This window comes from Cupriavidus sp. 207A1 (assembly GCF_057798955.1).
Genome location: NZ_JBYOJO010000004.1, coordinates 50,031 through 62,264 on the forward strand (window position 1 = coordinate 50,031; position 12,234 = coordinate 62,264).

The window sequence follows — 12,234 nt, forward strand, 5'->3', positions numbered from 1 at the left end:
CTTTTTTCTGCCTTTTCCGCTCCCGCAGCGGAAACGCCTGACCGCATGTCGCGCCCCCTGTCCACTGTCGCCTGGCTGCCCGCCATGGCCTTCGTCCTGATCTGGTCCACCGGCTTTATCGTCGGCAAGGCGATCGTGCCGCTGGCCGACACCAGCCTGTTCCTGCTGGGCCGCTTTGCCGTGGCCGGGCTGATGTTCGTGGCGTGGTCGCTGGCCGCGCGCGCGGCATGGCCGCCGCTGCGCGAAGCGCCGCGCCACCTGCTGGCCGGCGCGCTGATGCAGGGCATCTACCTGTGCGCCGGCTACGGCGCCGTCGCCCAGGGCCTGCCGCCGGCGATCATGGCGCTGCTGGGCGCGCTGCAGCCGCTGCTGACCGCGCTGCTTGCCATTCCCCTGCTGAAAGAGCTACCTTCCAGGCGGACCTGGCAAGGGCTGGCGCTGGGTGCGCTCGGCGTCGCGCTGGTGGTTGCGCCGGCGATGCAGGCCGGCCTGCACGGCGCGGCCCGCCCGGTGTCGCCGTGGATCATGCTGCTGGGCGTGCTGGCCATTGTCTCGATCACCATGGGAACCCTGTTGCAGAAAACCGCCATCGCCGCCTGTGACCTGCGCGCCAGCTCGGCGTGGCAGAACCTGGGCGCCATGCTGGTCGCCGCCGCGATGGTGACGATCCAGGCAGCCGGCGCGCCGCTGCACTGGCACGGCGGCCCAGCGCTGTGGGCCGGGCTGGCCTGGGCCGCGATCGGCCTGTCCGGCGCCGGCACCTGGCTGCTGGTCAGCCTGGTGCGGCGCGGCCAGGCCGCCAATGCCGCGGCGCTGATGTTCCTGGCGCCGCCGCTGGCGGCGCTGCAGGCGTGGCTGCTGTTCGGCGAGCGCCTCGGCGCCGTGCAGATGCTGGGCATGGCGGTGGCGGGTGCCGGCGTCTGGCTGTGCCAGACCCGTGGCAGGATGCGGCATGCGCAAGCCCGCTGAAGCGCGCGCCGCGCCGCTGGTCGAGCACCGGCGCTACCGGCCGCAGCCGGAGGGCCACCAGCACGGCTACCACCAGCTGCTGTTCGGCCTGGCCGGCGCCTCCGAGCTGGAACTCGACGGCCACCTCTACCGCGTCGACGACCGCACCGGCCTGATCGTGCCGGCCGGCAGCCATCATGACTACATGGGCTATCAGGGGAACCTGCAGCTGGTGGCGGACTTCCCCGCGCAATCGGTGGCGCTGCCGGCGAGGCTGATGGCGCGTCCGCGCGCGTTCGCGCTGGACGGCGCCCTTGGCAACCGGGTGCGGGCGCTGGCGGCCGGGCGCACGGCGTGCGCGGCACGCGCGCCGCAGGCAGACTGGCACCTTGCGGCAACCCTGGCCGCGACGCTGGCCGACAGCCTCGGCATGCCCGCCGACCGCGAGGTCTTTCCGCTGATGGCCATAGATGCCCATCTGCGCGCCAACCTGGCCGCGCCGCTGCGCGTGCCGGAACTGGCCGCGCATTTCGGCTGGAGCGTGCGGCGCTTCCAGACGCTGTTCGCCGAGGCCTTCGGCGATACCCCGCACCGCTACCAGACCAGGCTGCGGCTGGACCGCGCGCTGCAGTGGCTGTCGGACTCCCGGCTGCCGCTGGCCGAGATCGCGCTGATGTCAGGCTATCCGGACCAGACCACCTTCACGCGCAGCTTCACGCGGCGCTTCGGGCTGCCGCCGGGGGCATGGCGGGCGGCCGCGCGCGGCTGAGACCGAGAGTGCTGACCGCCCGGCTCGACCGGTTACCGCGAGACGATATCCTTGCGCATCGGCCCCAGAATCGCCAGCAATTCCTTCTGCTCGCGCGCCGGCACCTTGAACTTGTTGAGCGATTTCACCAGGTCATCGACCAGCGCATCGAACTCGTCATTGCTGATGGCCATGCCGGCATGGGCGGTTTTCATATCGCGGCCCGAATAGGTACAGGGTCCGCCAGAACCCGCGCAGATCTGCTCGACCAGCCGCGTCTTCAGGCGCGGCATATCGGCATTGGCAAACTTTGCCTTGATGCGCGGGTCGGTCGCCAGGTTGCCGACGAAGTCGTCGACCACCGCGGTAATCGCCGGCATGCCGCCAAGCCGGTCGTATAACGACGAAGTCGTGGCCGGCTTGGCACGATCCGGCGTTGCGCAACCGGCAAGCCCCAGCACCGCCGCCACAACAAAACCGCACAGAACAGGCGAGATACGCATGGCTGACTCCTTCCTTTACCCGGTAGCTGCGGGATCGGAGCCAGTGCCGCGGCGCAAATTGCATTGACCGCATGCGGGGATAGCGCCGACAGCGCCGGCTTCGGCTGTTTCAGCATAGCAGGTTGGCTCTGCCTTGCTTTCACGCCGAGGACGGCATGGCGTTTTCGATACCAACCGGCTAGAGTCGGAGACGACAAGACCCGGATGCGGCCATGCCCAAGCCACAGATCCTTACCTATGTCGACGCCGGCGCGTCGGACTGGACCGCATGCCTGATGCGCACCATCGGCCATCAGCTGCCCGCGGGGGCCTATGAAATCCGCGCGGTGATGGCCAGCGAGATCCGGCACGACGCCACCCTGTTCGACGACGCGGTGATGTTCGTCATGCCGGGCGGCGCCGACCTGCCCTATTGCGCCTTGCTGAACGGCGCGCCGAACGCGCGCATCCGGCAGTTTGTCGAACGGGGCGGCGTCTACCTCGGGATATGCGCGGGCGCCTACTACGCCTGCCGCGAACTGGCCTTCCACGCCGGCACCCGCGGCGCCATCTGCGGCCCGCGCGAACTGCGGCTGGTGGATGCGGTGGCAGTCGGCTCGCTGCCTGAACTGACCGGCGGCAAGCTCTATGACGGCACCCCGCGCACCACCGCCGCGGTGGAACTGCGGACCACGGACAAGCTGACCGAAGTCCCGCTATCGCTTTACACGCATTACCACGGCGGCTGCCGCTTCGACTTCGCCGACGCCCCCGGCCCCGGCACCGAGGTGCTGGCCGTCTATGCAGGCATCGCCGGCACACCGCCCGCCATCGTCAGCGCACAGGTCGGCAAGGGCCGCGCGCTGCTGACCGGGGTCCATCTGGAGATTTCTGAGCGGGAGTGCAAGGATGCGTTGCGCGGACACAGCGATATGTCCGAATACCTCCATGTGTGCGACCGGCTGGCGGAAACGGGCGACGCGCGGCTGGCGGTGTTTCGGCAGTTGCTGGCGCAGGGTGGGCTTGAACTGGACTGAAGGGGCGGCACCCTAGCGCGCCACCGTCCTCTCCGCCTCCTCGTTAAAGTGGTAAAGATGCGTATTGTCCGGCGCCTCGCCGATTCCCTCGCCACTCGGACGGAATTCGATATGGCGCTGGAATTTTTCGCTGTCGGCCCGGGCGTCGCGCTCGGCGGCCTGCAGCGCCTCGGCATAGGGCATCGGGTCCTTCGATTTCTCGATTTCCAGCAACAAGGTCTGTTCGTTGACCCGCACGCTGTACTTGCCGAGATTGAACAGCAGGTACATCGCCAGCAGGTTGTCATAGTCCTGGTAAGCCCCGGCCTCGCGGCGGAAGTCGAGCGACAGCACCGACGGGAAGCGATCGGGCAGGTCCTTGAAGGCGATTTTTTCTTCCTCTTGCGGATCGACATAGGCCGAGCCGCGGTACTTCTTGTACAGCACCACATCCATGCCGTAGTTGCGCTGGCCCCATTCCCGGACCAGCTTCATCGCCATCTCGGTCGGGATATTGGCGGTGGCTGCCGCGATCATGCGCTGCCCTGAAAACAGCGTGGCGCCGGTCACTGCCAGGTCGCGGTAGCCGACGCCATACTTGAAGGCGGCGCCGATGGTCTTGGCGCAGTTCAGGCGCAGGTAGTCGTAGCGGATCGGCCCGTGGTGATATTCGGTGTTGCTGCGTTGCTGGTGATAGTCGTCGTTGATGCGGCGGAAGTACGCGGCCAGCGCTGCCTTGTCCGCCGCCGGCACGCCATAGACCCGCACCCCGATGACCGAGCGCTTGTAGATCTCGCCGAAGTCGAGCCCGAACGATGCGGTCTCGGCGACCGTGGATACGGTCTTGAACAGATATTCCTGCTTGGGGATGGCGACCATCAGATCGGTGGTGTAGCGTCCGCTCGCGTGCGCGGGGTCGCGATCGGCGTAGAAGTTGGCCGAGTAGACCCGCTCTTCGCCCGCCGCGTCGTCACGCAGCGCCAGCGCGATATGGCCGGCGGATCCGCCCTTGGAGGTGCCGAAGCTGATCAGCAGTTCCAGGTCATACGGGTCCTCGCGCAGGCGTGACGCGATCTGTTGAAGGTTGGCAGGCTCCGGCCCGCCCTTGCTGCCGAATTCGCTGGACAGGGCCAACCGCGGCAAGAGCAACACCATCGCGACGAACCACAGCACCGGCCTCGTTCTCATTATTTCCCCCCCCGATCTTGGACGTCCCAGGGCATGACCATGACATGCCGACGATACCATGCGGCCCATCGCCCCGGCGCACGCCTGCCCCAGCGATCCGGTACAATGCTCCACTTTCGAGGACGACCTCGCCCGCACCGGGTATGAATGTCCGGGACGGCCCGGCTCTTGATTCAAGGAGCCATCATGGCCTGGATATATCTCGTCATCGCCGGAGTGCTCGAGGTTCTTTGGGCGTACTCCATGAAGCTGTCCGAGGGCTTTTCGCGCCCCGGCTACTCGGCCATCACCATCGTGGCCATGATTGCCAGCTTCGCCCTGCTTTCCCTGTCCATGAAAAGCCTGCCGCTCGGCACGGCATACACCATCTGGACCGGCATCGGCGCCGTGGGCGCGTTCCTGGTGGGGCTGTTCGTGCTGGGCGAACCCGCCAGCGCAGTCAGGATCCTGGCCGCCGCACTGATCGTCAGCGGGCTCGTCATGATGAAAGTGAGTTCCTGAACGGCAGTGTCGTTCCGGCCACGCTCAGAACGCCTTGCTCAGTTCCAGTCCGCCATAGAAGGAACGCGGCTCGCCCGCGGTCTTCCTGGCGCCGCCGAAGAATCCCAGGTTCACGCCCTTGCCGATGGCAATGCCGGTCACGACCAGGCCACCTTGCGTGGCATGGTAGAACGGGTCGCCGTGCTTGATGAATTCCACACCCGCCCAGGCGTCGCCGAAGACCTTGTAGAGCAGGCGCCCGCGCGCCCAGTAGGCCTTGGGTCCGAAGTTGTAGCTGGCGATGCCGTTGACCGCCCAGTTCCGGGCAAACTCCTGTTGGCCCAGCACGGTCAGCGCAAGGCCCCACTCGCCGCCGTCAGAGCGGTTGTCCGCCCCTTCCGGCGACACGCGGTTATAGCGGTAGCGGGCGCCTGCCGAGAACTCGGCCCAGCCCGTCGACCAGCCCTTCTGCACGCCGAGCGCGGCCTCGGCCGCCTGTCCGTTCACCGTCACGGTGGTGCCGTTGGTACCGTACTTGTAGTGGTAGTCGCTGACCACGAACTTCTGCACCAGCAACGGCACCGGCAGCAGCTTTCCGCTGATGCCGACGTATTCGCTGCGCTCGCCGCCGCCGGCCAGGCTGGCGCCGCCGAACACGAAGGGATCGGCCGCCGCCGGCAGCGAGGCCAGCAGCGCCAGCCCGCCGAAGAGTGTCATCGCTGCCAGCCGCCGGCACGCTGCGCCATGGCCTCCGTACGCCATCATCAATATCTTCCCGGGTTAAGCCGCGCTATGCGGTGCAATGTTGTACAGGTGGAAATCACCGGTCGGCGTGGTCACCCGGCCCGTGGGGGTGAGCCGGACCGCCTGTTCCTGGACGGCGCCCGCCTGCGCCGCCATGGTCTGGCGCAGGGTTGCGCCGGCGTTGAGGTCCAGCTCGATGCTGCTGAACAGCAGCGGTGCCGCGCCGTCGATGGTGGCGATGGCCACCGGCAGCATGCCGACGCGCAACGGCTGCATCAACAGCGCGGCGGCCCAGCTGTACGCCGCGGACGGGCTGCCCCCGTGACGCCCGAGGATCTCGGCAAGACGTGTCAGAGGCGGCGTCTCGGTCTCGCGCAGGGCTCCCATCTCGAGTTGGAGCCTGCTGCCGAACAGGAAGGTTTCCAGTGCACCGGTGTTGCCTTGCGCGCTCCAGTTGAAACGCAATCCGACCGACATGCCGTAGGCGGCGCCGGGCCGCGACGCCTTGACGAAGGTGGCGATGGCGGTGTCGTGGACGACGAGGTTGGGCAGATGCACCGCCACCTCGACCACGTCGCCCAGCGCCAGGCCGGGCATCGCTTCGCCCAGGTAGAGCGCGCCGTTCGGTGACAGGTCCGCGGTCAGTCCCAGACAGGTCTTGCCATCGACGGTCAGGGTAGCCGGAACGCGCAGCGGAAAGCGGTATTCGGCGCGGCGGTTGCGCGAGTGCTTGTATGCGTATGCGCCCACCGCGATCGCCGAGCCCAGCGACATCAGCGTCCAGAACAGCGTCACCAGGCCCGCGCCGAGCGGGATCCCGCCCGTGTAGATGCGGTACAGGCCGACCGGTATGCTCGCGGCGGCCACGGCACAGAGCACCAGCAGCGGCGACAGCCATAGCCACATCTTGCCGGTCTGAGACATCTGCTTGTCGGTCACGACAAACGGGATATTTTTGCGGAACAGCCCGACACTGGTCGACATGAACGCAAAGAACCGCGCCATGGCGTACTGCTCGCTCAGGAACAGCGAGTTGTAGCCGCGCCCGAGTTCCAGGTGCACCAGGATCGAAAGCAGGTAATACAAGCAGAACAGCAGCAGGAAATTGTCCAGCGGCGAGATGATCGGCAGCACACCGGTCAGGAACACCACGGGTGGGGTCAGGAAAAAGATCAGCTTCTGCCAGCCTTCGAAGAAGAACAGTGCCGAGGCCAGGTAATTCAGGCGCTGCCCGAGGGTGAGCCCGCGGCTGAACAGGATGTTCTCGCGCCGGAACACCTGCATCGCCCCCATGCCCCAGCGCATGCGCTGCTTCAGGTAGGTGTCGATGCTATGCGGCGCCAGCCCGAACGCCAGCGAGTCGGCGTGGTATACGGACTGGTAGCCGAGCTTGTGCAAGCGGATCGCGGTGTGCACGTCCTCGGTCACCGTTTCCGTCGCGAAGCCGCCGATCCGCGCCACCGCGTCGCGCCGGATCACGGCACAGCTGCCGCAGAAGAACGCGGCATTGAGCGCGTCCTTGCCGCGCTGGATCACCTTGAAGAACAGCGCCTGCTCATCCCACACCCGCCTCTTGCCCAGGCGGTGGTTGAACGAATCGATGTTGAAGAAATCCTGCGGCGTCTGCACGAACGCCACGCGCGCGTCGCGGAAATAGCCCAGGGTCTTGACCAGGAAATCCTTGCGCGGCGCGTGATCGGCATCGAAGATCGCAATGAAGTCGCCAGTGCTGTGCCGCAGCGCATGGTTCAGGTTGCCGGCCTTGGCGTGGGCGTTATCGCCGCGCGCGAGATAGCGGCAACCCAGTTCCTGCGCCAGCGCGCGCATCGATTCGCGGCGGCCGTCGTCCAGCAGCCAGGTGACATGCGGATAATCCATGCGCATCACCGCCAGCAGCGTGCGACGGATCAGTTCGACCGACTCGTTATAGGTCGGCACAAAAACATCGACGCTGAGGCCCGGCTCGGGCGGCGGCGCTTGCCGCACCGACAGGCGGTACGTCATCAGCACGAACAGCAGGCCGCTGATATAGCCGTAGACTTCCGCCGCATAAAGCGGGAAGGAAAACAGCGGTGCCGCGAGGTTGATCGTGTCGACGCGCCAGGCCAGGTACGCCAATCCCACCAGCACGTACACCATCACAAGCACCCTGATCGACCGGGTGGGCTGTTCCGTGTTCATATTCTTGTTCTTTGCGCGCGTTGTTCTCACTGGACACGATGACGGGCTGCCAGGAAGGCAAGGGAGCAAGCGGAGTCGATACCGAGGGCATTGGCGAGAGGCCGAAACACCACCCCGTTACAGCATAGAAGATTTGGCACATTCAGTAAGTCGTGCACAGATCTGAAAAACGCTAATCTCAGAATTCAGTGTCTTTGCGGGTTGCATGCTCAGGTAGCATCCACTCTTGCCAGCACCAGGTGGCCACGCCGGCGTGGTCCACACGCCCGTTAAAAATTCTTCGCACGTGCCCGCTCCGTTGGATTTGGCGCGTTTTCCTGTCATCACCCCATGCGCAATGAATGCTCCCCTGGAACTCGTCGGAAACCATCCGTCGGTCGCCGCCCTGCGCGACCTGGTCGCGCGCGTGGCAAGAAGCCAGGCGCGTACCGTCCTGCTCTATGGTGAAACCGGAACCGGCAAGAGCCTGGTGGCGCGCCTGCTGCACCAGCAGTCGAGCCGCGCGGACGCCGAGTTCATCGATATCAATTGCGCGGCAATCCCGGGGCAGTTGCTGGAGTCCGAACTGTTCGGCCACGAACGCGGTGCCTTCACCGGCGCGGTGGGCAAGAAGGAAGGGTTGATCGAGGCCGGCAATGGCGGCACGGTGTTCCTGGATGAGGTGCGGGAGCTCGACCTGGTGATGCAGTCCAAGCTGCTGACGCTGCTGGATACCCGGCGCTTCCGCCGCGTCGGTGCGATCAGGCCGATCAGTGTCGACGTGCGCTTTATCGCCGCCACCAACAAGATCCTGCTCAGCGAGGTCAATGCCGGCAAGTTCCGCGAGGACCTGTACTACCGGCTGCAGGTCATCTCGATCAATATCCCGCCCCTGCGCGAACGCGGCGACGACATCCTGCTGCTCGCGCACAACGCGCTGCAGCGCTACAACCGCCAGTACGGCAGCCGCATGGAGCGGCTGGATCCGGAAGTCGAGCGCATCTTCCGCGCGTACCGCTGGCCCGGCAATGTGCGCGAACTGGAGAACCTGCTGGAGCGCATCTGCCTGCTCGAACCGGGCCACTGCGTGCTGCCGGCCCACCTGCCGGCGCGGATCCTGCGCGAGATGAACCGCGCCGCGGCGGCTCCGGCCGACCTGATGCCCATGACTGCTGCACCGGCCGGCCCGCTGGATTACCACGCCGCCACGGCACAGTTCCAGGCCAGGTTGATCGAACAGGCCCTGACGGCCTGTGGCGGCAATCTCGCCGAAGCCGCACGCCGGCTTGGGCTGAGCCGCCATGCGTTGCGGCACCAGATGGGCAAGCTCGGATTACCCGCCGGCTGACGCGGCGCGCACTTCGCGCAATGGCGTGGAATTCACGCCAAGCAGGCGCGTGAAGATCGCGCGCCACCCCCTGCCCTCGTCACAAGCCTTTGATCTTCAAGGGAAATTTCATCATCGCCCGGCTGGCACAGCTTCTGCGTATTGGGTGTCGCGTGACTCGCTTTAACGAAGCGACACCTAACCGGAGAATGTTGAATGCAGTCGCTGAAGATCATTTGCCCCAATGGCCATCTCGGCTTTGCCCCGCTGCGCACGGGCAGTTTCGAGATCGGCGTGGCCGCCGCACCGCACTACATCGCGGCCGATTCGGGCAGCGATGATGTCGGGCCGGTGCCGCTGGGCTCCGATACCTCCACCAGCCCCGAAGCGTGGCAGCGCCACGATCTCGAGCACATGCTGCTGGCCGCGCGGCGGCTGGGCGTGCCGATGATCATCGGTTCGGCCGGCGATACCGGCACCAACAGCCGCGTCGACCGCTATGTCCAAATCCTGCGCGACCTCGCGCAACGGCACCGCCTGCCGCGCTTGCGCATCGGGTACTTCTATTCCGAAGTGCCGAAGTCGCTGGTGCGGGAGCAAATGGGCGCGGGGGAAACCATCCGCGGTCTCGACGGCTTCGCCGACCTGACCTTGTCCGAACTGGACGCCACCGACCGCATCGTCGCCATGGCAGGCGTCCACCCGTACCTGGAACTGCTGCGCCAGGGCGTCGACGTGATCATCGGCGGGCGCAGCTCCGATGCCGCGGTGTTCGCGGCGCCGGCGCTGCATCACGGCTTTGCCGCCGACCATGCCTACTACCTGGGCAAGGTGCTGGAGTGCGCCTCGTTCTGCGCGGAGCCGTACGGCGGCAAGGAAACCGTGCTGGGCGAAATCACCCGCGACGACGTCCGCGTCACGGCCATGCATCCCGAGCAGCGCTGCACCATTGCCTCGGTGGCCGGACATGCCATGTACGAGCGCTCCAATCCGTTCGAGGAATTCGTCGCCGGCGGCAGGCTCGACATGAGCCAGTGCCGCTACGAGCAGCTCGATCCGCGCACCACCCGCATCACCGGCGCCCGCTTCGAACCCGCGCCGCAGGTGCGCGTCAAGCTGGAGGGCTCGGGCAAGGTGGGCGAGCGCTACGTGGGCCTGTGCGGCATCCGCGACCCGTACACCATCGCCAACGTCGACCGCGTCATTGCCTGGGCGCGCGAACAGGTGCGCGCGCGCTTCGGCGACACCGGCTATTCGCTGCACTACAACGTATATGGACGCGACGGGGTGATGGGCGAACTGGAACCGCTGCGCGACCGCCCCGGCCACGAGCTTTGCGTGATGGTGCAGGGCGTCGCGCCCACGCGCGAGATGGCGGAGGAAGTCGCGATGATCGGCCTGCGCCAGATGTTCTACGCGCGGCTGCCGGATGTGAAGGGCACCGCCGGCTCGGTGTCGTTCCCGCTGGACGAGGTGCTGCACGCCAGCCCCGCCTATCGCTGGACGCTGAACCATACGATGGCAGTGCGCGACCCGCTCGCGCTCTTCCCCACCCATGTCGTCGAAGCCGGCGTTTGACGCGCCCCGTTGCCAAGGAAGCCACCATGACCATTGCCAGCCACCCCTCGCCCTCCCCGGCCGCCGCGCCCACCGCGGCACCGGCGCAGCCGCTGCACGCGCTCGCCAAGACCATCCGCAGCAAGAACGCCGGGGTCAACAAGATCACCTTCGACATCATTTTCCGCGAGCAAGCCGAATATGAACGGGTCAAGCGATCGCGGGCGCTGACCCGCGAAAGCATGGCCGCGCTGTTTCGCGTGCCAGTCTCGCGCATTTCGGATTTCGTCGAGTACGAACCGGCCTTCGCCATCAAGTTCACCATGTACCGCGCGCAGCCCAGCGGCAGCGCGGGCGATGGCGATATCTTCGGCGCGCAGCAATATGCGCCGCTGCTGACGCTGGAGATCCCGGCCTGATCCTTTCGCGCGGCGTGCCGTGGTCCCGGGTGGTCCGGGCCGCGCGCCGGCCGCTTCCGCAGCGTGGCCGCGCTGGCTTGCTGCAACACGACGATTTCCGGAACGACGTATGGACAAGACCTGTTTCAAGCGCATCTGGCACCGGCTGGCATGCCGCCTGCCCGCAGCGGCGGCCGCGGCGGCGATGGCCGCCTCCCCGCTGCCTGCCACCGCTGCGCCGCCCGAGCATGCAGCCACGGTCCCGCCGCTGATGCGCATCGTGGTGCCGTTCTCGGCGGGCGCCAGCAACGACGTGATCGCGCGTGCCATCGCGCCGGCGCTGGCGAAACGCCTGGGCAACACCGTGATCGTGGAGAACCGGCCCGGTGTGGCGGGCGTGCTGGGCGCGGACTACGTGGCCAAGGGGCCGCGCGACGGCTCCGTGCTGCTGCTGACGTCGTCGACCTTCCTGACCGCTGCCGCCACGCAGGCGCGCTCGCCGTATGACCCGCTGGCCGCGTTCGCACCCGTTGCGCTGGTGGCCGACGGTCCGCTGCTGCTGGCGGTGTCGTCCACCAGCGCGGCATCCCGGTCGATCCGCACGCCGGCCGATCTCGTCGCCGCGGCGCGCGCCAGGCCCGGGGCCATCAGCTATGGCTCGGCCGGAGTGGGGTCGCTCGGCCAGCTCGCCACCGAACTGCTGTGCGACACCTCCAAGGTTCAGATGATGCACGTGCCGTACAAGGGCGCGGCCAACGCGCTGATCGACCTGGCCGCCGGGCAGATCGACGTGATGATGTCGAACTACAGCTCGATCGCCACGCAGATCAAGTCCGGCAAGGTCAGGCCGCTGGCGGTGACCTCCGCGGCGCCGAATCCCGCGTTTCCGGACTTGCCGCCACTGGCCGCGTCGGTGCCGGGCTATGGCATCGAGATCTGGGTTGGCGTGCTGGCGCCGGCGGGCGCGCCCGCGGCGCTGGTGCAGCGGCTCAATCGCGAGCTTGCCGAGATCGCCGCGTCGCCGGAGGTGCGCGCGATCCTGGAGCCGGACGGCTCGCGCCCGCTGGCCGCGACGCCCGCGGAGTTCGGCGCGCGCATGAAGCAGGACCTTGCGCAGTGGAAGCGCATCGCCGTGGAACGCAAGATCGTCGCGGAATAGGCGCGGCCCGCCCACGCCCTGCACCAC

Annotated in this window: 12 protein-coding genes; 8 read left to right on the plus strand and 4 right to left on the minus strand. The window is 67.1% G+C overall.

Translation table 11 applies throughout. The annotated features are described in order from the left end of the window. Window positions 1-45: 45 nt before the first annotated feature. Complete coding sequence (locus tag AC3FMM_RS08385; protein WP_116314063.1) at window positions 46-969, plus strand: DMT family transporter; 924 nt, start codon at window positions 46-48, stop codon at window positions 967-969. Continuing rightward, on the plus strand, window positions 953-1,717 hold the full coding sequence (locus AC3FMM_RS08390; RefSeq protein ID WP_116314062.1) for a helix-turn-helix transcriptional regulator: 765 nt from the start codon (window positions 953-955) through the stop codon (window positions 1,715-1,717). Before AC3FMM_RS08385 ends, AC3FMM_RS08390 begins: the two co-directional genes overlap by 17 nt. Before the next feature lie 32 nt (window positions 1,718-1,749). Here the strand turns inward: AC3FMM_RS08390 and AC3FMM_RS08395 are convergent, their stop codons facing one another. Further along, complete coding sequence (locus AC3FMM_RS08395) at window positions 1,750-2,199, minus strand: group I truncated hemoglobin (protein ID WP_116314061.1); 450 nt, start codon at window positions 2,197-2,199, stop codon at window positions 1,750-1,752. A 212-nt stretch (window positions 2,200-2,411) separates the two neighbouring features. On the opposite strand from AC3FMM_RS08395, the gene AC3FMM_RS08400 reads away from it, so the two are divergent. Further along, entirely contained in the window at window positions 2,412-3,215 is an 804-nt protein-coding gene (locus AC3FMM_RS08400; protein ID WP_115683530.1) for a BPL-N domain-containing protein, read from the plus strand. Window positions 3,216-3,227: 12 nt separating this feature from the next. On the opposite strand, the gene AC3FMM_RS08405 is transcribed toward AC3FMM_RS08400, so the two are convergent. After that, window positions 3,228-4,382, minus strand: a complete 1,155-nt coding sequence (locus AC3FMM_RS08405) for a hypothetical protein (protein WP_488686426.1) — start codon at window positions 4,380-4,382, stop codon at window positions 3,228-3,230. A gap of 186 nt (window positions 4,383-4,568) precedes the next feature. Between AC3FMM_RS08405 and AC3FMM_RS08410 the strand changes: the two genes are divergently transcribed. Continuing rightward, window positions 4,569-4,883 (plus strand): DMT family transporter, encoded by a 315-nt coding sequence (locus AC3FMM_RS08410; protein ID WP_115683531.1) that lies wholly within the window; start codon window positions 4,569-4,571, stop codon window positions 4,881-4,883. A 24-nt stretch (window positions 4,884-4,907) separates the two neighbouring features. Here the strand turns inward: AC3FMM_RS08410 and bcsS are convergent, their stop codons facing one another. Continuing rightward, entirely contained in the window at window positions 4,908-5,579 is a 672-nt protein-coding gene (bcsS, locus tag AC3FMM_RS08415; RefSeq protein WP_115683532.1) for a cellulose biosynthesis protein BcsS, read from the minus strand. Between the two features lie 63 nt (window positions 5,580-5,642). After that, window positions 5,643-7,787: a glycosyltransferase gene (locus AC3FMM_RS08420; RefSeq protein WP_488686427.1), complete on the minus strand. Its 2,145-nt coding sequence runs from the start codon at window positions 7,785-7,787 to the stop codon at window positions 5,643-5,645. Between the two features lie 337 nt (window positions 7,788-8,124). Between AC3FMM_RS08420 and AC3FMM_RS08425 the strand changes: the two genes are divergently transcribed. The 4 genes from AC3FMM_RS08425 to AC3FMM_RS08440 all read left to right on the plus strand — a co-directional run bounded on the left by AC3FMM_RS08425 (window position 8,125) and on the right by AC3FMM_RS08440 (window position 12,207). Next, window positions 8,125-9,114, plus strand: coding sequence for a sigma-54 interaction domain-containing protein (locus AC3FMM_RS08425; protein WP_326346494.1), 990 nt, complete (start codon window positions 8,125-8,127; stop codon window positions 9,112-9,114). A 195-nt stretch (window positions 9,115-9,309) separates the two neighbouring features. Then, entirely contained in the window at window positions 9,310-10,671 is a 1,362-nt protein-coding gene (locus AC3FMM_RS08430) for an acyclic terpene utilization AtuA family protein (protein WP_326346493.1), read from the plus strand. A 26-nt stretch (window positions 10,672-10,697) separates the two neighbouring features. Then, window positions 10,698-11,069, plus strand: coding sequence for a DUF4387 domain-containing protein (locus AC3FMM_RS08435; RefSeq protein WP_326346536.1), 372 nt, complete (start codon window positions 10,698-10,700; stop codon window positions 11,067-11,069). A 109-nt stretch (window positions 11,070-11,178) separates the two neighbouring features. Beyond that, entirely contained in the window at window positions 11,179-12,207 is a 1,029-nt protein-coding gene (locus AC3FMM_RS08440; protein WP_115713799.1) for a tripartite tricarboxylate transporter substrate-binding protein, read from the plus strand. The last annotated feature ends 27 nt before the right edge of the window (window positions 12,208-12,234 follow it).

Excerpts from the sequence above, each read along its gene's own strand:
- AC3FMM_RS08400 (WP_115683530.1), top strand. The coding sequence starts at position 2,412 with ATGCCCAAGCCACAGATCCTTACCTATGTCGACGCCGGCGCGTCGGAC.
- AC3FMM_RS08425 (WP_326346494.1), top strand. The coding sequence starts at position 8,125 with ATGAATGCTCCCCTGGAACTCGTCGGAAACCATCCGTCGGTCGCCGCC.
- AC3FMM_RS08435 (WP_326346536.1), top strand. The coding sequence starts at position 10,698 with ATGACCATTGCCAGCCACCCCTCGCCCTCCCCGGCCGCCGCGCCCACC.
- bcsS (WP_115683532.1), bottom strand. The coding sequence starts at position 5,579 with ATGACACTCTTCGGCGGGCTGGCGCTGCTGGCCTCGCTGCCGGCGGCG.
- AC3FMM_RS08440 (WP_115713799.1), top strand. The coding sequence starts at position 11,179 with ATGGACAAGACCTGTTTCAAGCGCATCTGGCACCGGCTGGCATGCCGC.
- AC3FMM_RS08390 (WP_116314062.1), top strand. The coding sequence starts at position 953 with ATGCGCAAGCCCGCTGAAGCGCGCGCCGCGCCGCTGGTCGAGCACCGG.
- AC3FMM_RS08385 (WP_116314063.1), top strand. The coding sequence starts at position 46 with ATGTCGCGCCCCCTGTCCACTGTCGCCTGGCTGCCCGCCATGGCCTTC.
- AC3FMM_RS08405 (WP_488686426.1), bottom strand. The coding sequence starts at position 4,382 with ATGAGAACGAGGCCGGTGCTGTGGTTCGTCGCGATGGTGTTGCTCTTG.
- AC3FMM_RS08410 (WP_115683531.1), top strand. The coding sequence starts at position 4,569 with ATGGCCTGGATATATCTCGTCATCGCCGGAGTGCTCGAGGTTCTTTGG.
- AC3FMM_RS08395 (WP_116314061.1), bottom strand. The coding sequence starts at position 2,199 with ATGCGTATCTCGCCTGTTCTGTGCGGTTTTGTTGTGGCGGCGGTGCTG.
- AC3FMM_RS08430 (WP_326346493.1), top strand. The coding sequence starts at position 9,310 with ATGCAGTCGCTGAAGATCATTTGCCCCAATGGCCATCTCGGCTTTGCC.
- AC3FMM_RS08420 (WP_488686427.1), bottom strand. The coding sequence starts at position 7,787 with ATGAACACGGAACAGCCCACCCGGTCGATCAGGGTGCTTGTGATGGTG.